Below are 18,667 nucleotides of genomic sequence, written 5' to 3' on the forward strand. Positions count from 1 at the left end.
GCCGGCGGTCCCCGTGCCGGCGGGCAGGGCAGGCCCGGCGACGGATGAATGACGACCAGTCGGATTCCTCCCCGCCCCGCGCGCGTCGCCCGTGGCGGGTGTGACCGGCCGCGTGTGGCGCAGAAGCGCGTGCCGGAGGCCGCGGAGCACCGACCGGGCGCCGCGTGGCGCCCGGTCGACCTGGTCGAGCGGGGCGGACGTCGGGCCAGTGTTTCCGGACCCGCTCTGCAAGGACATCGGTACCCCCGGTTTCGTACACACGGAGGTGCCGTGCCGGGGTGGGCACGCGTGGTCGGCGCGCCGTCTCGCGGCTGCGGCACCAGGAACGGAAGACGTCGGGCGGCGGCCCGTCCGGGCGGTGACTCCGCCCCGGCCGTGGGTGCCGGCATCCGAATGCCGGGAGTCTAGGACGCCGGAGGGAGATCACCACAACTGTGCGATCGACCAGGGAACCGGGCCGCTCGGCGGCACCCGACTGTGGGGTCCGCCAGAACCGGGGGCCGGTCCGTCGGCCGTGACAACCCGAAAATCTCCACGAAACACAGTGGTGCTCCGATGTGCAGGACTCGACGGGCAGGGGCCCGACCGTGCTCCCGGAACGGGCACGGTCGAGCCCGGCCCAGTGGCGACGCCGCCGCTGGGCCGGCCCGCCGCCCCTGCCCGCCACGACGGCGCGTACCCGCACCTCGCGAACCACCCAGGAGCGTCCGATGAACCTCGCCCCACGAGAGATCGACAAGCTGTACGTCTACGTGGTGGCCGACCTCGCCCGCCGCCGGCGCGAGCGGGGTGTGAAGCTCAACTACAGCGAGGCCGTCGCCCTGATCAGCGAGGCGCTCCTGGAGGGGGCCCGGGACGGCCGCACGCTGGCCGAGTGCATGGAACTCGGCAGGACGGTCGTCAGCGCCGACCAGGTCCTGCCCGGGGTGCGCGAGATGCTCCCGCTGCTGCAGGTCGAGGCGGCGTTCGCGGACGGCACCAAGCTCGTCTCCTGCCACGACCCGATCGGTGCCTGAACCGTGCCGCCCACGCCCCGACCGCAGGGGCGTCCCGTAGCCACCCTCGTCCTGGTCGGCGGCCACGAGAGCCGTACCGCCCGCGACCTGACCGACCTCGCCGACCGGGCCGGCGCGCGCCGCGCCGTCCCGGTCGGGCGCGAGCTCACCCGGGTCGTCGCGGACGCCCTCGCATCCGGCACGGAGCCGGTGTGCGTGGTCCCGATGACCCTGGGCCGCGACCGCGCGCTCGTGGCGGACACGGCACGCGCGATGCAGTGGCTGACCCGGTCGGCCGTAGCCGGACGGGTCGCCCTCACCCAGCCGTTCGGCACGACGACGCATCTCGTCGGCTGGCTCCGTGCCGCCGCCGGCGCCCGCCGCGACGCGGACGCCCTGCTGGTCACCGCCCGCTCCGCCGGACCCGACGAGGATGCGGAGCTCTACCGGATCGGCCGGCTGGTGCGCCAGTACGGCACCCACCGCACGGTCGAGGTCGCCTTCGACGACGGTGATCCGGACGTCGCCGAGGGCATCGATCGCTGCCGCCGCCTCGGTGCCCGCCGCGTGGCCCGGGTTCGCGCCGGGTTCGACGGAGGGCTGCTCAGCACCCGGGCGGTGACAGAGGTGCTGCACGCCCGGACCGCCCGGGCCCTGCACCTGCTCGGACACGGCGACGACGGCATCGCGTCCGCGCTCGCCGGCGATCACGGCCACTCCCACCCCCATCCGCACTGACCCCCACCCCGCACATGTCGCAGACGCGCGACCGGAGGACGAACACCATGGCAGGAAGAGCCGCATACCTCTACGGCGACGGTCCGATCGAGATCAACGCCGGCCGGGCGAGAGCCGCGCTCACCGTGAGCAACACGGGGGACCGCGCCGTCCAGGTCGGCTCGCACTACCACTTCTTCGAGGTCAACCGGGCGCTGTCGTTCGACCGCTCCCAGGCCTACGGCATGCACCTGGACCTGCCGGCCGGGACCGGCCTCCGGTTCGAACCGGGCGACACCCGCGAGGTCGAGCTGGTGGCGTACGGCGGCCAGCGGCGGCTGGTCGGATTCAGCGCGCTGGTCGACGGGGGGCTCGGCGCGGCGGACACCAGAGCCTCGGCGCTGCGCCGCGCCGAGGCGCGCGGATTCCTCGGCGCCCGGAGCGAGGACCCGACGGCGACGACGGCACCGGTCCGCAACCAGGGCGAGGAGGACGGGGTCTGATGGCGATCATCTCCCGCAGGCAGTACACGGACCTCTTCGGACCCACCGTGGGCGACCGCTTCCACCTGGCCGACACCAACCTGGTCGTCGAGGTCGAGAAGGACTTCAACGAGGGCCACTACGGCGACGAGGCGGTCTACGGCGGCGGCAAGGCCATCCGCGACGGCATGGCGCAGGACCCGGCGGCCACCTCCGTGCAGGGCGCGCTCGACCTGGTCATCACCAACGTCGTCGTGCTCGACCCGGTGCTCGGCGTCGTCAAGGGCGACATCGGCGTCAAGGACGGCTTCATCACCGCCATCGGCAAGGCCGGCAACCCCCGCCTGCAGAACGGCGTGCACCCGAAGCTGGTGATCGGCCCCGGCACCGACGTGATCGCCGGCGAGCACCTGATCGCCACCGCCGGCGGCATCGACACCCACATCCACTTCATCGCCCCGCAGCAGGTCCAGGAGGCGCTGAGCAACGGCATCACCACCCTGATCGGCGGCGGCACCGGCCCGACCGACGGCACCAACGGCACCACCTGCACCCCCGGACCCTGGAACATCCACCGGATGTACCAGGCGGTGGACGACCTGCCGGTCAACGTCGGTCTGCTGGGCAAGGGCAACGCCTCGCTGCCGCAGGGACTGCGCGAGCAGGTCGAGGCCGGGGCCTGCGGGCTGAAGGTGCACGAGGACTGGGGCACCACGCCGGCCGCGATCGACACCGCGCTGCGCGTCGCCGACGACTACGACGTGCAGGTGGCCATCCACACCGACACCCTCAACGAGTCCGGCTTCTTCGAGGACACCCTCTCGGCGATCGACGGCCGCACCATCCACACCTTCCACACGGAGGGCGCCGGCGGCGGCCACGCCCCGGACATCATCCGGATCGCCGGAGAGCCCAACGTCCTCCCCTCCTCGACCAACCCGACGCTCCCGTACACGGTGAACTCGATCGACGAGCTGCTCGACATGGTGATGGTCTGCCACCACCTGAGCCACCACATTCCCGAGGACGTCTCGTTCGCCGAGTCCCGGGTGCGCGCCGAGACCGTGGCCGCCGAGACCGTCCTGCACGACGAGGGCGTCATCTCGATCTTCTCCTCCGACTCGCAGGCCATGGGCAGGGTCGGCGAGTCGTTCACCCGCGCCTTCCAGACCGCCCACCACTGCAAGGACCAGCGCGGCAGGCTCGCCGGCGACACCGAGCGCAACGACAACGCCCGCGTCCTGCGCTACCTCGCCAAGCTCACCATCAACCCGGCCGTCGCCGCCGGGATCGCCGACCACGTCGGCTCGCTGGAGCCCGGCAAGCTCGCGGACATCGTGCTCTGGCCGATCAACTCCTTCGCGGCCAAGCCGAAGTCGGTGGTCAAGGGCGGCATGCTCGTCTGGGCCCTGATGGGCGACCCGAACGCCTCGCTGCCCACCACCCAGCCGATGTACTACCGGCCCATGTTCGGCGCGTTCGGCCGAGCCCGGCAGGCCACCCGGGTGTCGTTCATGTCCCGGGCCGCCGTGGACCGCGGGGTCCCGGCCGAACTCGGCCTGGAGAGCCGGGTACTGCCGGTGCGGGGGTGCCGCACGGTCGGCAAGCAGCACATGGTGCGCAACGACGCCCTGCCGGACATCCAGGTGGACCCGGAGACCTACAAGGTCACCCTGGACGGTGCGCCCGCCACCATCGAGCCCGCCCGCGAACTGCCGCTCAACCACCTGTTCTACCTCGCGTGAGCGCGGACCTCGACACGCTGCTGGTCTGCCTGCAGCTCACGGACTCGGCCTTCCCCAGCGGCCTGTACACGCTCTCGCACGGGCTGGAGGGCTTCGCCCAGGCCCGGGCGGTGGACCAGGAAGGCCTGCCCGGCCTGCTCGCCGACCTGCTGCGCCACTCGGTCGGCCCGGCGGACGCCACCGCACTCGCCCTGGCCCACCGGGCGGCCGGCGAGGCGGACTGGGCGGCCGTGGCCGAGGTGGACCGACGGCTGTTCGCGAGCAAGCTCAACCGCGAGCAGCGACTGGCCGCCACCCGTACCGGTCGCCAGCTGCTGGACACCGCCCGGCTCACGCTCGGCGGTGAGGCGCTGGACGCCTACGCGGAGTTGATCGCCGACCGGCGGGCCCCGGGTTGCCATCCGGTGGCGGCCGCAGTGGCGTACGCCGCGGGCCGGGTGCCCACCGAACACGCCGTGGCGAGCGACCTGTTCGCCTTCGCCGTCAGCTTCGTCGGTGCCGGCCTCCGGCTGCGGCTGACCGACCACCGAAGGGCCCAGCGCACCCTGCGGGAGACCGCCCCGGTGATCGCCGAGGTCACCGCGGCCGCGCTGGAGCGGGACCTCGCGGACCTGGGCGGCTGCGTCCCGGTGGCGGACGTGATGGCGGGCCACCACGAACGGGCGCACGCCCGGTTGTTCGCGAGCTGACGCTCGTTTCGCGACGACACGACGACGACACGTCAAGGGAGTTGGACGGACATGACGGACGAGGTACTGCGCGTCGGGATCGCGGGCCCGGTGGGCTCCGGGAAGACGGCGCTGATCGAGGCCCTGGTGCCGGTGCTGATCGCCCGGGGACGGCGGCCCGCGGTGATCACCAACGACATCTACACCCAGGAGGACGCCCAGCACGTGCGCCGCAATCTGGCCGGGCTGCTCGACCCCGAACGCGTGGTCGGTGTGGAGACCGGGGCCTGTCCGCACACCGCGGTCCGGGACGACCCGACCATGAACCTGGCCGCCGGCGCCGAACTGCTGGAACGGTTCCCGGACATCGACACGCTGCTGTACGAGTCCGGTGGCGACAACCTCACCCTGACCTTCAGCCCGGTGCTGGTCGACATGTTCTTCTTCGTGCTGGACACCGCCGAGGGCGAGAAGATGCCCCGCAAGCGCGGCCCGGGCATCACCGACTCCGACGTGCTGGTGATCAACAAGATCGACATCGCCCAGTACGTCCGCACCGACCTCGCGGTGATGACCGGCGATGCCGACCGGGTGCGCGAGGGCCGCCCGGTGGTGCTGACCAACAGCCTGACCGGCGAAGGCCTGGACCGGGTCGCCGACCTGCTGGAGTCGTACCGCCGGGTGGCCGTGTGATCGGCGGAGACGGGCTCGACAGGCTCGCTCCGGCCCACTACGAGCCCGGGAGCGTCCCCCGTGCGGTGCGCCGCCACGCCGGGCGGCCGGACGCGCTGCCGGTGGGCCGGCCCGGCAAGATCGGCCTGCTGGAACTGGACTTCGAGCGGATCGGCGGGCGGACCGAACTGGTCCACCGGTACCAGAAGTCCCCGCTGCAGATCATGCGCCCGCTGCACTTCGACCCGGCACGCCCCGACCTCGCCGTCACCTTCCTGATGTCCACCGGCGGCGGCATCGTCCAGGCGGACCGGCTCCGGCTGGACCTGCGGTGCGGGGCGGACAGCGCCGTCCACCTCACCACCCAGGCCGCCACCAAGCTCCACCGGATGGACGCCGACTACGCCACCCAGCAGGTCCACCTCACGGCGGCGGACGGCAGCTTCGTCGAGTACCTGCCCGAACCGACCATCCCCTACCGCGATTCGCGCTTCTACCAGCGCACGGTGATCACCACCGCGCCCTCGGCCACCGTGCTGGCAGGGGAGACCGTGCTGGCCGGCCGGCTGGCCCGCGGCGAGCGCAACGCCTACCAGGTCTTCGCCACCGACCTCGAATGGCGACGACCCGACGGCCGGCTGTTCGCCCTGGACACCGTCCGCCTGGAGCCTGGTGGCAGCGGGGTCACCGGCCCCGCCGTGCTGGCCGGGCACGACCTGGTGTCGACCTTCTACGCCGTCAGCCCGGCGGCCTCGGCCCCGGAGATCGCCGACACCCTGTACCGGTCGCTGGCCGGCAGCGGTCTGCCGTACGGGGTCAGCGTCCTGCCCGAGGACAGCGGCGCGTGGCTCCGCGTACTCGGCAGTGACCCTCCCGCCGTCGCCGGGGCGGTCCACCGGGCCTGGGACGCCGTCCGCCGACTCCTGATCGGGGCGCCGGCCCCGGCGCTGCGCAAGTGCTGACCGGTGGCCGGAGCGCCGGCGCCGGGTTGATCGGCCGGCGGAGCACCCGCGCACCGGGCCGCGAGTCCACAACTGCGCGGCCGCTGTCCCGGCCCCGGACGATCGACCGAGGTCGACTCCTTGACCTCGGCGGCCCCGACCGCTAGCTTGCGACGAACGTGGATCCGTAGCGACCGAAGAGGGGGCGACCAGCAGATGCACACCGACTCTGATCTCGGTCGCCTCGCCCGCCGCACGGCCTGGGCTCCCGGTCGAATCGCGCACGGCTGCTGATCACGCCGTTCTGACGTGCCCGCCGTCCGTGGCACGTTCCGCAAGTCCCGTCACATCCCCTCGGCAGGTCGCTGTCGCCTGCCGTTCTGCGCGCGCTCTTCCCACACGGCGCGTCTGCACACAGAAAGCTGCCTGAAATTGGCGAACATGCCGAATCGACCGATCGCGCTCCGGAAAGAAGGCCCGTCATGGTAGCGGCGCGGATCACGGTCAACGGGAAAGAGACACCGATCCCACCGGTCGCGCCCCACACCACGACACTGGACTTCCTGCGTGAGCGTGGCCTCACCGGCACCAAGGAAGGCTGCGCCGAGGGTGAATGCGGCGCCTGTGCGGTCCTGGTGGCCCGCCCCGGGGTGCACAAGCCCACCGACTGGGTGGCGGTCAACGCCTGCCTGATCCCCGTCGCAGCGCTCGACGGTCAGGAACTCATCACCGCCGAAGGTCTCGCCACCCCGGGCGAACCCGGCAGACCGCCCACCCTGCACCCGGTACAGGAGGAGATGGCGGCCCGCGGCGGCTCCCAATGTGGCTACTGCACGCCGGGATTCATCTGCAGCATGGCCGCCGAGTACTACCGCCCCGACCGCTGTGCGCCCCCCGGCCCGGCCGGCATCGCCGATTCCGACGCCGAGCACGGCCCGAACGGCTTCGACCTGCACGCGCTGAGCGGGAACCTGTGCCGCTGCACCGGCTACCGCCCGATCCGCGATGCCGCGTTCGCCGTCGGTGCGCCCACCGACGAGGACCCGCTGGTGCGGCGTCGTGAGCAGTCCCCGCCCGTACCGGTCGCCACCGAGTGCATCCGGGAGGGCAGCGCGTTCCTGCGGAAGACGAGCCTGGCCGAGACGCTGAGGTTGCTGCGGGAGCGGCCCGACGCGGTGGTGGTCGCGGGCTGCACCGACTGGGGTGTGGAGGTGAACATCCGTTCCCGCCGGGCGGACTGCGTGGTCGCCGTCGACCGGATCCCCGAATTGCGGGAGCTGCGCGTCGAATCCGACCGCATCGGGATCGGGGCGGCGCTGACGCTCACCGAGATCGAACGCCGACTCGACGGAGGCGTCCCGCTCCTGGCAGAGCTGTTCCCGCAGTTCGCCTCCCGGCTCATCCGCAACGGTGCGACCCTCGGCGGCAACCTGGGCACCGGCTCCCCCATCGGCGACGGCTCGCCGGTCCTGCTCGCGTTGGAGGCGTCGGTGGTGCTCGCCGACGCCGACGGTGAGCGCGAGGTCCCGCTGGCGGACTACTTCATCGGCTACCGGCAGAGCGTGCGCCGCCCCGGCGAGCTGATCCGCACGGTGCGCATCCCGTTGCCGCTCGCACCGGTCACCGCCTTCCACAAGATCGCCAAACGGCGCTTCGACGACATCTCCAGCGTGGCGGTCGCCTTCGCGCTCGACGTCGAGGGCGGGATCGTCCGCAAGGCACGCATCGGCTTGGGGGGCGTGGCCGCCACCCCGATCCGTGCCCTCGCCACCGAGGCGGCCCTGGAGGGAGAGCCGTGGGCGGCGGAGACCGTCGAGGCCGCGGCCCGGGTGCTGCAGGCCGAAGGCACTCCGATGGACGACCACCGTGCGAGCGCCGACTACCGTTCCGCGATGCTCGGCCAGAGCCTGCTGAAGCTGTACGCACGGACCACCGGGGCGGTGTCGTCATGAGCCGGTTGTCCGAGCGCCCGGAAAGGCCCGTCGTCGGCCTCCCGGTGCCGCACGAGAGTGCCGTCCTGCACGTCACCGGCACCGCGCTCTACACCGACGACCTGATCCACCGCACCAAGGACGTGCTGCACGCCCACCCGGTCCAGGTCATGAAGGCCCACGGCAGGGTCACCGCCCTGCGCACCGGGCCCGCGCTCGCCGTGCCCGGTGTGGTCCGCGTGCTGACCGCCGCCGACGTACCCGGCGTCAACGACGCCGGGATGAAGCACGACGAACCGCTCTTCCCCGACGAGGTCATGTTCCACGGCCACGCGGTCGCCTGGGTGCTCGCCGAGACCCTGGAGGCGGCCCGGCTCGGTGCGGCGGCCGTCGAGGTGGACCTCGACGAACGGCCCTCCCTGATCACGCTTCAGGAGGCGATCGCGGCCGGCAGCCTCCACGGCGCTCGGCCCGTGATGCTGACCGGCGACGTCGACGCGGGCCTCGCGGACTCCGCGCACGTGTTCACCGGCGAGCTCCAGTTCTCCGACCAGGAGCACTTCTACCTCGAGACGCACGCCGCACTGGCCCACGTCGACGAGGCCGAGCAGGTGTTCGTCCAGAGCAGCACCCAGCACCCTTCGGAGACCCAGGAGATCGTCGCGCACGTCCTCGGCCTGCACAGCCACCAGGTGACCGTGCAGTGCCTGCGGATGGGTGGCGGCTTCGGCGGCAAGGAGATGCAGCCGCACGGGTTCGCGGCCGTCGCCGCGCTCGGCGCCAAGCTGACCGGTCGGCCGGTCCGGGTGCGGCTCAACCGGACCCAGGACCTGACCATGTCCGGCAAACGGCACGGGTTCCACGCCGAGTGGAAGATCGGCTTCGACGCGGACGGCCGCATCCAGGCCCTGGACGCCACCCTGACCGCGGACGGCGGCTGGAGCCTGGACCTGTCCGAGCCGGTGGTGGCCCGCGCGCTGTGCCACATCGACAACACCTACTGGATTCCCAACGCACGCATCACCGGTCGGATCGCCAGGACCAACAAGGTCTCGAACACCGCCTTCCGCGGCTTCGGCGGACCGCAGGGCATGCTGGTGATCGAGGACATCCTGGGCCGCTGCGCGCCGCTTCTCGGCCTGGACCCGACGGAGCTGCGGGAGCGCAACTTCTACCGGCAGGGCCAGTCGACGCCGTACGGACAGCCGGTCCTCCAGCCCGAACGGATCGCCGCCGTCTGGCGGCAGGTCAAGGACGACGCCGGCGTCGCGGATCGGCGGCGCGAGATCGAGGCCTTCAACGCCGCGCACCCCGACACCAAGCGGGCGCTCGCGATCACCGGCCTCAAGTTCGGAATCTCGTTCAACCTCACCGCCTTCAACCAGGGCGGCGCGCTGGTGCTGATCTACAAGGACGGCTCGGTCCTGATCAACCACGGCGGCACCGAGATGGGCCAGGGCCTGCACACCAAGATGCTGCAGGTGGCCGCGACCACGTTGGGCGTCCCGCTGCACAAGGTGCGGCTGGCCCCGACGCGGACCGACAAGGTGCCCAACACCTCCGCCACCGCCGCCAGTGCCGGGGCGGACCTCAACGGGGCGGCGGTGAAGAACGCCTGCGAGCAGCTGCGCGAGCGGCTGCTGCAGGTGGCCGCCACCCGGCTGGGTGCGAGCGCCCCGGACGTGCGCATCGTCGAGGGCGTCGCGCGCGTCCTGGGCGGCGACCAGGAGCTGGCCTGGGACGATCTGGTACGCACCGCGTACCTCCAGCGGGTCCAGTTGTCGGCGGCCGGCTTCTACCGGACCGAGGGGCTGCACTGGGACGCGAGGACGTTCAGGGGCTCGCCCTTCAAGTACTTCGCCCATGGCGCCGCCGCGGCCGAGGTGGAGGTGGACGGCTTCACCGGCGCGTACCGCATCCGGCGCGTGGACATCGTGCACGATGTCGGCGACAGCCTGTCCCCGATGATCGACATCGGTCAGGTCGAGGGCGGCTTCGTGCAGGGCGCGGGCTGGCTGACGCTGGAGGACCTGCGCTGGGACGTCGGTGACGGGCCGGGCCGCGGCCGACTGCTGACCCAGGCCGCGAGCACCTACAAGATCCCGAGCTTCTCGGAGATGCCGGAGGAGTTCAACGTCACTCTCCTGAAGAACGCCGGTGAGGAGGGTGCGGTGTACGGCTCCAAGGCGGTGGGTGAGCCTCCGCTGATGCTGGCGTTCTCGGTGCGCGAGGCGCTGCGGCAGGCCGCAGCCGCGTTCGGGCCGAGCGGGGTCAGCGTCGAGCTGGCCTCGCCCGCCACACCGGAGGCGGTGTACTGGGCGATCCAGGCGGCCCGCCGGGGCGGTGTGTCCCGGAGCGGTTCCGCCGCCGACGGTCGGATCCGAACCGACACGGGCGTGTCGAAGGGTGCCTGACATGACGTGGGTCACCGCGGTTGCACGGTTGCGAGCACGCCGGGAGCCCGGCGTGCTTGTGACCGTCGCGGCCGTGCGCGGCCACGCCCCGCGCGAGGCCGGTGCGAAACTCGTCGTCGGAGGGGTCGGCACGTGGGGCTCGATCGGCGGCGGCAACGTCGAGGCCGTCGCGATTGACCGGGCCCGGGAGATGATCGCCGCGTCCGCGCCGGAGCCGGAACTGATGGACTTCGCACTCAACGACAAGGTGACCAACCCGCACGGTGTGCAGTGCTGCGGCGGCACGGTCTCGGTGCTGCTCGAACCGCTGCCGGTGGTACGGGCGGTGGCGGTCTTCGGCGTCGGTCACGTCGGGCTGGAACTGGCACGCATCCTGGCACGCCAGGACCTCGACCTCCACCTGGTCGACACCCGTCCCGACATCCTCTCCGAGGAACGGCTCGACGTGCTGGCGGACGCGGTGGCGCAGGTGCACGTCCACCACACACCGCTGCTGCCCGAGGAGGTGCTGGAGGACCTGCCGCGCGGCACCCACATCCTGATCATGACCCACGACCACGCCGAGGACGCCGCCCTGTGCGACGCCGCCCTGCGCACCACCCACCTCGGCTCCATCGGGCTGATCGGTTCGGCGGCCAAGTGGACGCGGTTCCGCAGGCGCCTCGCCACCGAGGGCGGTCACGACGACGCCACCATCGGCCGGATCAAGACCCCGATCGGGCTGACCAACATCACCGGCAAGGCACCCGCGACCATCGCCCTGAGCGTCGCCGCCGACCTGCTGCGCACCTTCGAAGCCGACGGGAACTGACACCCCGACCGATCGTCACGGACCCCCGCGCCGATGCGAACCCGTCTGCGCGGGGGCCGGGGGCCGGGGGTCGTCGACCGCCGGGGCAGGGAACGCGTCGCGCCGGTGCGGCGCCGCTCCGTCGGCTGCCGTCCGGCACCCGTGTCACACCAGTGCCGCGCCGCCGTCCACCGCGAGCGTGGTGCCCGTGACGTAGGCGTTGGCCAGGACGAAGAGGTAGGCCGCCGCGGCTTCCTCGGCAGTTCCGACACGCCGCGTGAGCAACTCGGACCCGGCGTCCCGGAGGAACGCCTCCGGGTCCGGGACACTGCCGTCCCACAGCTCGGTGCGGATCACACCGGGCTGGACCACGTTGACGCGCAGAGGGGCGAGCTCGACGGCGAGTGCCCGGGACAGGGCCTCGACACCACCGGTGATGCCTGCCGTGAGCGCGGTTCCGGAAAGGGGCCGGACCGCGAGGACGCCTGAGCTGAAAGTGATCGAGCCGCCGTCACGCAGCCGCGGTGCAGCGTACTTGGCGGACAGGAACGCGCCCCAGAACCGGCGCTCGAAGACGGCCCTGGCCTCCTGCGGGGTGGTGTCGACCAACGACTTGATCAGCAGGGATTCGCCCGCGGTGTAGACGAGGTGGTCGAACTCCCCGACCTGCTCGAAGAACGCGGCGATGGCGTCGCCGTCGGCGACGTCCAGGCGGCGGCCTTCGGCGGGCCCGCCCAACCGCTTCGTCGCGGCGTCCACGCGGTCCTGACTGCTGGAGGCGACCACGACGTGCGCGCCGGCCGCCGCGGCCTGTCGGGCTACCGCGAAGCCGATGCCGGAGGTTCCGCCGATGATCACGATCTTCTTGCCGGCCAGGGACATGGGATCCGCTCCTTCGTCGATGCGGTGCCGGGGGTTCGGCAACCGTCATGACATGAACGTAAGCCTCCACGTTGAGACGGTGAATGGCTTGAAGTCTCGATTCCCTGTCATATCGTCTCGCCCGGCGGGCGCTAGGGTGTCGCCATGGACATCCTGAGCGACACCCTCGAAGTCCTGCGCACGGGACGCCCGATGGTGACCCGCACCGACGCGCACGCCCCGTGGGCCCTGAAGTTCCAACCCGTCTCAGGAGCCGGGTTCCACGTGGTCGTGGAAGGGCGCTGCCACCTGCTTCCACCGCACGGCCGCCCGCTCGCGCTCGGACCCGGCGACATCGTGTTCCTGCAGCGCGGCAGCGGACACACCCTGTGCGACGTGCCGGACCGCGATCCGGTGGACTTCGTGCCGGAGCGCGTGGACCGTTCCTCGCCCATCGGCCAGGTCACCGTGGACGGACCGGGGCCGCGCACGGTGCTGGTGTGCGGCGCGTACGCGATCGACGTCGACCGCCCGCATCCGCTGTTCGGCGATCTGCCGGAGGTCGTCCACCTCCCCGCGGTTCCCGGCCGCCACCCGGTGCTGCGCTCGGCGGTCGATCAGCTGTGCGCCGAGTTCCACGCGCCGCAGCCGGGCTCGGACGCGGTCGTCACGGCGCTCGTCGATCTGCTGCTGCTGTACATCCTCCGGTCGTGGTACGCCGAACTGCCGAAGGAGCGGACCCGGGGGTGGGCGGCCGCGCTGACCGACCCGGCAGTCGCCCCGGCCCTGAAGGCGATCCACGACGATCCCGGCCATGCCTGGACCGTGGAATCCCTGGGCACCTGTGCCGGGCTGTCCCGCGCGACGTTCGCCCGCCGCTTCGCCTCGGTGGTCGGTGAGCCGCCGCTGACCTACCTGACCAACTGGCGGATGGCCACCGCTGCGCGGTTGCTGCACCGATCGCCGACCCCGCTGAGCACGATCGCACAGCGCACGGGGTACACGTCGGAGTTCGCCTTCGCCAAAGCCTTCAAGCGACACTTCGGGACGCCACCGGGGGCCTACCGCAGGCAGGTCCGGACGGTAGGGGACGAACCGGGCGGACAGCGCGGACGGTGAGGGCCGGGACATCACGCGGCGGATCGGCAACCGGGGCGTCCGCGGCGTCCGCCGGCCGCACCGGGGGAGGTCAGCAGGCGGCCGCGAGCGAGTCGCGGAGGATGCCGAGTCCCTCCCCGGCCTCGTCCTCGGTCAGGGTGAGCGGGGGAGCCATCCGCAGGGTGTGGCCGTAGAGGCCGCCCTTGCCGATGAGCAGGCCGCGTTCCCTCGCGTGTTCCATCACCCGGGCGGCCAGCGACGGGCTCGGAGCTCCGGTGCCGGGGTCGATCAGGTCGACGGCGAACATCAGGCCCTTGCCGCGGACGTCCCGCGCGATCGGGAGCCGTCCCGCCGCGCTCCGCAGGCCGTCGACCAGCAGGCGGCCGAGCCGGTCCGCGTTGGCCTGGAGATCGTGGGCGAGCAGGTAGTCGAGGGTGGCCCCGGCGGCCGCCGTCGCGATGGGGTTGCCACCGAAGGTGGAGATGCCGTTCGCCGGAAGCGCGTCCATCAGCGTGCCCTCCGCGACGACACCGCCGATCGCGAAGCCGTTTCCCAGGCCCTTGGCGAAGGTCATGACGTGGGGTGTCACGCCGTGGGCCTGGATGCCCCAGAAGTGCTCTCCGGTACGGCCCCAGCCCGTCTGCACCTCGTCCGAGACCAGCAGGATCCCGTACCGGTCCAGGATCTCCCGGTATCGCGCGAGGAGTCCGTCCGGTGCGGCGGTGAAGCCTCCGACGCCCTGGACGGGCTCCACGATCAGGCAGGCGACGTCGGTGGCGGTGGCCGTGTCGAGGACGTGCTGCAGATCGTCCGCGCAGAAGGCCAGGAACTCCTCGTCCGACAGGTGCGGGAAGCGCGCGCGGTCGGTGCCGTGCAGGTAGTGCACGTTGACGGGCGAGAGCGAGGAGTTCTTCCAGCTCCGGTTGCCCGTGACGGCCGTGGCCGCGTACGAGCGTCCGTGGTAGCTGTTGCGCAGGGCGAGCACCTGGTCGGACCGGCGGGCATGGGTGGCGAGCAGCAGCGCTGTCTCGTTGGCCTCGGTGCCGGAGTTGGTGAAGAAGACCTTGGCGTTCGCGATGCCCGACAGCTCCGCGATCCTCTCGGCCAACTCCACCTGGGCGCGGATGAGGTACAGCGTCGAGGTGTGCGCGACCCCGGTGCGCAGCTGCCGCTCGACGGCCTCCCGGACCTCGGGCACGTCGTATCCGAGCATGTTGGTGAGGATGCCGCCGAAGAAGTCGAGATAGCTGCGCCCGTCGGAGTCGGTGACGCGACGCCCCTTGCCGCTCACGATCTCGATCGGGTCGTCGTAGTAGAGCGACACCCACCTCGGCATGACCGCACGATGGCGGCCGAGCAGGTTCGACATGCGCGGCTCACTCTCTGCGGCAGCACCGACCCGGCGGGTCCCGGGCGGCCCGGGACCCGCGGACGGCTTGCAGGCAAGCTACCCGACCCCCGGTGCGGAGGACGGGCAATCGGAGGGCGACACGGGCGGCGACCCTACGGGTGCGACCCGCAGCGCTTCCTCCTGGTGGTGCCGGCCCGCCGAACCCTCCTACAGGGGGACAGTGGGACGCGAGCCGGTTGCGGCCGGCACCGACGCCGCCGCCGGACTCGGACTCGCGGCGGGCACCGCCGAACCCTCCACGGCGAGCAGCTGTGCCTCCCGGGGCGCCGACCGAGCCGGCGCGGGTGCCCGGACCCGGGACGGTCCGGCCGGCGGTGTCGGCGGATGCGGCGGTGTCGGCGGATGCGGCGGTGTCAGCGGGTGCGGCGGTGTCAGCGGGTGCCCGCCGGGGCGGCGAAGGGCCCGTTCAGGGCGGCCCATTGCAGGAGCAGGATGGTCTTGCCGTCGGTGATGCGTCCGTCGTGGACCATGGCGAGGGCGTCGGCGAAGGGCAGTTCGAGCACTTCGATGTCCTCGCCGTCCTCCTCCAGGCCGCCGCCGTTGCCGGTCCGGTCGGCCGGGGTGTAGGGGGCGGCGTAGAAGTGCAGCCGCTCGGTGACCGAGCCGGGGCTCATGTAGGCGTCGAGGACGTGGGTGAGCGGGCCGAGCGTGACACCGAGTTCCTCGGCGCTCTCGCGCCGGACCGCGGCGAGCGGGTCGTCGCCGTCGAGCAGCCCGGCCGCGGCCTCGACGAGCATGCCGTCCGGGTGGTCGTTGACGTAGGCGGGGTAGCGGAACTGGCGGGTGAGCAGTACGCGGCGGCGTTCGGTGTCGTAGGGCAGGACGACGGCGCCGTTGCCGCGGTCGTAGGTCTCGCGCTGCTGGGTGACCCAGCGTCCGTCGCGGCGCCGGTAGTCGTAGGTGGTGCGGCGCAGGACGTGCCAGCCCTGGGAGGTGAGCTCGACGTCGCGGACCACGACGGCGGGGTTGCGGGCCAGGTCCCGGCCGACGCGGTCGAGGCCGGTGCGGCCGCGGTGGTCGGGGGTGTCGACGCCGGGGCGGGTGTTCACGCGCTCTCCTGCGGGGTGCGCCGCGGGATCTCGTCCACGGTGCGGTAGACGGGCAGGCCGCGACGGCGGGCGGTGGCGACGTCCTGATCGGCGCCGGCGGAGTCGCCGGGGAGCCGGAGCACGGCGTCGCAGTGGGCGAGCAGGCGCTCGGCGGCCGGATAGAGCACCTGCTCGGCGAGCGGGTCGGCGGGGCCCGCGCCGGCCGAGCGCAGGACGGGCAGGGCGATCCACTCCCCGATCACGGGGATGTGGCCGGCGGCGAACACGGGCCAGGCCGCGGCTTCGAGGCGGGCGAGGTTCGCGGCCATGGCCTGCGGATCGCCGTCGGTGCCGGAACGGTAGGGGCCGGCGATGAGGACGAGCATGGGCTTGTCGGTCATGGCGCGCTACACTACACGCAGAAACGTGCAAGAACAGGAGAGAGTGCGAATGCTGGCTGCCGAGAGGCGTGACCACCTGCTGGGTCTGCTCGCCCGCGAGGGCAAGATCGTCGCCAAGGACGTCGCCGCGGACCTCGGCATCTCCGAGGACAGCGTGCGCCGCGACCTGCGCGACCTCGCGGCCGAGGGGCTGTGCCAGAGGGTCTACGGCGGGGCCCTGCCCGTCTCCCCGGCCGTCGCGGACTACGCCGCCCGGCAGGCCGTCACCCCCGACGGCAAGCGGCAGGTCGCCGCGGCCGCCGCCGCGCTGGTCCGGCCGGGCAGCGCTCTGATCCTGGACGGCGGCACCACCGCCCTCGCCGTCGCCCGTGCGCTCGCGCCGGACCTGGCCTGCACCGTGATCACCCACAGCCCGACGATCGCGGCCGCCCTGCTCGACCACCCCCGGGCCGAGGTCTTCCTGCTCGGCGGCCGCATCTTCAAGCACTCGGCGGTCGCCTGCGGTGCGGCCGCGGTCGAGGCCGCCCAGAACGTCTCGGCCGACCTGTGCCTGCTCGGCGTCACCGGCGTCCACCCGCAGGCCGGACTGACCACCGGCGACGCCGAAGAGGCGGCGATGAAGCGGGCCCTGGCCGCGCGGGCCGCGGACACCTACGTCCTCGCCTCGTCCGAGAAGATCGGCACAGCCTCCCGGTTCCGCGTCCTGCCGTGGGAGGACATCAGCGGACTGGTCACCGATGCCGACCGCCGCCACCCGGTCGTCGAGGAACTCGCGGCGCGCGGCGTGGAGATCCTGGCGGCCGGCTGACGGCCGCGACGCGGGCCCGGGAGGGCAGCCGGGCGAGACGCCGATCGGTCGCTGTGGTCCAGCCGTCCACGGGAGTCGACGAACGCCCCGCCGGCCGGGGGCGGCCGTGGGTGACGGTGGCGATCCCGACGGCCGGCCTCACCGGGTTCCTCGCCGCGGTGTGCGGCCCGGCCCCGGCCGGCCGGAGTGCCGTCAGGCGGACACGCGGTCGACGAGGTCGGCCAGGGCGTCCGCCAGGGCGCCGAGGCCGGGGCCGGCCGGGCCGCCGGGCTCGGCCATGTAGAGGTCACGGCGGATCTCCACCATGAGCGCACTGACGTTCGCGGCCTTCCCGTAGTACCGCAGCGGCACGTAGGTTCCCGCGAACGGGCTGTCGAGGCCGGTGCCGCCGAAGCCCCCGAACGCCTGCTGCGCCGCGTCGAGCAGGGCGGCGGGCGTGTGGAAGGGGTCGGTGCCGAGGCAGATCGGCGGACGGGGGCCACCGCCGTGGAGCTCGTGCGGCAGGGCCTTCGTCGGGTACGAGTGGACGTCGACGATTACCGCGCGCCCGACCGCCTCGATGCGCTCCGCGACGGCTGCCGTCACCGCCTCGGCGTACGGGCGGAAGTAGCGATCCAGCAGTGACCGCCCGTCGAAGCCGGCCGGGCGGAGCTCCTCGCGGTGCGTGGTCCGGGTGTAGACCGCCCCCATTCCGGCGGCCAGCATCTCCTCGCGCTCGTCGGGGAACCGCTCGGGGTCGACGACCAGGCGGGAGAGCCGGTTGACGAACCGCCAGGGCGTGAGGCGTGCTGCTGCCGCCGCGCCGGCGGCGATCTCGGCCGTGTGCGCGTCGGTGATGCGGTCCAGCTCCAGCGCGAGCGCCCGGTCGTCGGGCACGATCCCCGCGCGGACGTCGGCGGGTATGGCGCGGGCGGAGTGCGGGACGTGCAGGATCACGGGGGAGTCCGGCGATCCGGGGTGGAGCCGGAAGGAGGCGGGGGTGTCGGTCATCTGTTCCTCGCTGTGTCGTGTGTCTTGATGAAGTGTCACCTTCCCGACCTCCGCCCCGCTCCCGGGGGATCGGGTGGTGATCACCCGGCCTGCCCGGTGTTTCCCGGGCCGGGTGCGTGCCCGCGGGCGGTGGCTGCCGCCTGTTCGGCTGCTTCGGCGATCTGGAGTGCGGCGCGGGCGGCGTGTCCGGTGTCGTGCCAGTCCTGGATGCGCGGGACGGCGGGGCCGTTGGGAAGGGCGCCGAGCTGCCCGAGCAGGGCGAGATCGTCGCGTACCGCCTCGTGCCGGACGACCTTGCCGTCGCGCAGGTGCAGGACGTGCACCTGCTCGGAGTCGATCCCGGCCCCGGTGGGCGGGATCGCCTGGAGGAGTTCGCCGTCGCGGTAGTGGACGAAGGGGCCGGTGTGCCGGCCCTGCATGTGCAGCCGTATCCACACCTGGTCGCCGTCGTGGGCGAGGTCGGTGACGGGGAAGCGCAGGTCGGAGAAGGCGGAGCGCAGCCACGCGCCCGAGGCCAGCACGCCGGCCGGTCCGGGGAGCGAGCAGGCGGCGGGGGAGACGACCGCCTCGCGGTTGGTGAAGTCCTCGTGCACGACCGCTGCGGCCAGTGCCACGTCTCCGGTCGCCAGGACCGTGAAGAGTCCGCGGGCCACGTCCTCGGCTGGCATTGCCATCGGAATCGGTTCCTCTCGCGCATGGGTGCGGGGCGGCCGGG

The 18,667-nt window shown here is 72.7% G+C and carries 18 protein-coding genes; 12 read left to right on the top strand and 6 right to left on the bottom strand.

From position 1 onward, the window contains the following. Window positions 1–710: 710 nt before the first annotated feature. The 10 genes from ACF9IK_RS33990 (at window position 711) to xdhC (ending at window position 11,376) form a co-directional block, all read left to right on the top strand. Window positions 711–1,016, top strand: a complete 306-nt coding sequence (locus ACF9IK_RS33990) for an urease subunit gamma (protein WP_395297908.1) — start codon at window positions 711–713, stop codon at window positions 1,014–1,016. Between the two features lie 3 nt (window positions 1,017–1,019). After that, the gene (locus tag ACF9IK_RS33995; protein ID WP_395297909.1) at window positions 1,020–1,733 is read left to right on the top strand and encodes a sirohydrochlorin chelatase; all 714 of its coding nucleotides are present in this window, start codon (window positions 1,020–1,022) and stop codon (window positions 1,731–1,733) included. Window positions 1,734–1,780: 47 nt separating this feature from the next. Next, a complete protein-coding gene (locus ACF9IK_RS34000) occupies window positions 1,781–2,215 on the top strand; it encodes an urease subunit beta (RefSeq protein WP_395297910.1) in 435 nt (144 codons plus the stop codon). Continuing rightward, the gene (gene ureC / locus ACF9IK_RS34005) at window positions 2,215–3,939 is read left to right on the top strand and encodes an urease subunit alpha (protein WP_395297911.1); all 1,725 of its coding nucleotides are present in this window, start codon (window positions 2,215–2,217) and stop codon (window positions 3,937–3,939) included. Before ACF9IK_RS34000 ends, ureC begins: the two co-directional genes overlap by 1 nt. After that, the gene (locus ACF9IK_RS34010) at window positions 3,936–4,628 is read left to right on the top strand and encodes an urease accessory protein UreF (RefSeq protein ID WP_395297912.1); all 693 of its coding nucleotides are present in this window, start codon (window positions 3,936–3,938) and stop codon (window positions 4,626–4,628) included. The genes ureC and ACF9IK_RS34010 overlap by 4 nt, the downstream gene beginning before the upstream one ends. 51 nt (window positions 4,629–4,679) lie before the next feature. Then, window positions 4,680–5,300 (top strand): urease accessory protein UreG, encoded by a 621-nt coding sequence (ureG, locus tag ACF9IK_RS34015; protein WP_395297913.1) that lies wholly within the window; start codon window positions 4,680–4,682, stop codon window positions 5,298–5,300. After that, window positions 5,297–6,241, top strand: coding sequence for an urease accessory protein UreD (locus ACF9IK_RS34020; RefSeq protein WP_395297914.1), 945 nt, complete (start codon window positions 5,297–5,299; stop codon window positions 6,239–6,241). Before ureG ends, ACF9IK_RS34020 begins: the two co-directional genes overlap by 4 nt. A gap of 461 nt (window positions 6,242–6,702) precedes the next feature. Next, the gene (locus ACF9IK_RS34025) at window positions 6,703–8,172 is read left to right on the top strand and encodes a xanthine dehydrogenase small subunit (protein ID WP_395297915.1); all 1,470 of its coding nucleotides are present in this window, start codon (window positions 6,703–6,705) and stop codon (window positions 8,170–8,172) included. Beyond that, entirely contained in the window at window positions 8,169–10,565 is a 2,397-nt protein-coding gene (xdhB, locus tag ACF9IK_RS34030; protein ID WP_395297916.1) for a xanthine dehydrogenase molybdopterin binding subunit, read from the top strand. Before ACF9IK_RS34025 ends, xdhB begins: the two co-directional genes overlap by 4 nt. Window position 10,566: 1 nt before the next feature. Then, a complete protein-coding gene (xdhC, locus tag ACF9IK_RS34035) occupies window positions 10,567–11,376 on the top strand; it encodes a xanthine dehydrogenase accessory protein XdhC (RefSeq protein WP_395297917.1) in 810 nt (269 codons plus the stop codon). A gap of 144 nt (window positions 11,377–11,520) precedes the next feature. Here xdhC and ACF9IK_RS34040 read toward each other — a convergent pair whose 3' ends face one another. Then, entirely contained in the window at window positions 11,521–12,237 is a 717-nt protein-coding gene (locus ACF9IK_RS34040) for an SDR family oxidoreductase (RefSeq protein WP_395297918.1), read from the bottom strand. Window positions 12,238–12,381: 144 nt separating this feature from the next. Here ACF9IK_RS34040 and ACF9IK_RS34045 point away from each other — a divergent pair, with 144 nt between their 5' ends. After that, window positions 12,382–13,335 carry an AraC family transcriptional regulator gene (locus ACF9IK_RS34045; protein WP_395297919.1) on the top strand — a complete coding sequence of 318 codons (954 nt, stop codon included), beginning with the start codon at window positions 12,382–12,384 and terminating at the stop codon, window positions 13,333–13,335. A gap of 70 nt (window positions 13,336–13,405) precedes the next feature. Here ACF9IK_RS34045 and ACF9IK_RS34050 read toward each other — a convergent pair whose 3' ends face one another. From ACF9IK_RS34050 to ACF9IK_RS34060, 3 genes are all read right to left on the bottom strand, one after another. After that, on the bottom strand, window positions 13,406–14,650 hold the full coding sequence (locus tag ACF9IK_RS34050) for an aspartate aminotransferase family protein (RefSeq protein ID WP_395297920.1): 1,245 nt from the start codon (window positions 14,648–14,650) through the stop codon (window positions 13,406–13,408). A 446-nt stretch (window positions 14,651–15,096) separates the two neighbouring features. Next, on the bottom strand, window positions 15,097–15,774 hold the full coding sequence (locus tag ACF9IK_RS34055; protein ID WP_395297921.1) for an NUDIX domain-containing protein: 678 nt from the start codon (window positions 15,772–15,774) through the stop codon (window positions 15,097–15,099). Then, on the bottom strand, window positions 15,771–16,154 hold the full coding sequence (locus tag ACF9IK_RS34060; protein WP_395297922.1) for a DUF4406 domain-containing protein: 384 nt from the start codon (window positions 16,152–16,154) through the stop codon (window positions 15,771–15,773). The genes ACF9IK_RS34055 and ACF9IK_RS34060 overlap by 4 nt, the downstream gene beginning before the upstream one ends. Before the next feature lie 49 nt (window positions 16,155–16,203). Here ACF9IK_RS34060 and ACF9IK_RS34065 point away from each other — a divergent pair, with 49 nt between their 5' ends. Then, window positions 16,204–16,962, top strand: coding sequence for a DeoR/GlpR family DNA-binding transcription regulator (locus tag ACF9IK_RS34065; RefSeq protein ID WP_395297923.1), 759 nt, complete (start codon window positions 16,204–16,206; stop codon window positions 16,960–16,962). A gap of 192 nt (window positions 16,963–17,154) precedes the next feature. Here the strand turns inward: ACF9IK_RS34065 and ACF9IK_RS34070 are convergent, their stop codons facing one another. Further along, a complete protein-coding gene (locus ACF9IK_RS34070; RefSeq protein WP_395297924.1) occupies window positions 17,155–17,952 on the bottom strand; it encodes an N-formylglutamate amidohydrolase in 798 nt (265 codons plus the stop codon). 80 nt (window positions 17,953–18,032) lie between these two features. Next, window positions 18,033–18,626: an ester cyclase gene (locus tag ACF9IK_RS34075; protein WP_395297925.1), complete on the bottom strand. Its 594-nt coding sequence runs from the start codon at window positions 18,624–18,626 to the stop codon at window positions 18,033–18,035. Window positions 18,627–18,667 lie beyond the last annotated feature (41 nt).

This window comes from Kitasatospora hibisci (genome assembly GCF_043950205.1).
Lineage (GTDB): Bacteria > Actinomycetota > Actinomycetes > Streptomycetales > Streptomycetaceae > Kitasatospora > Kitasatospora hibisci.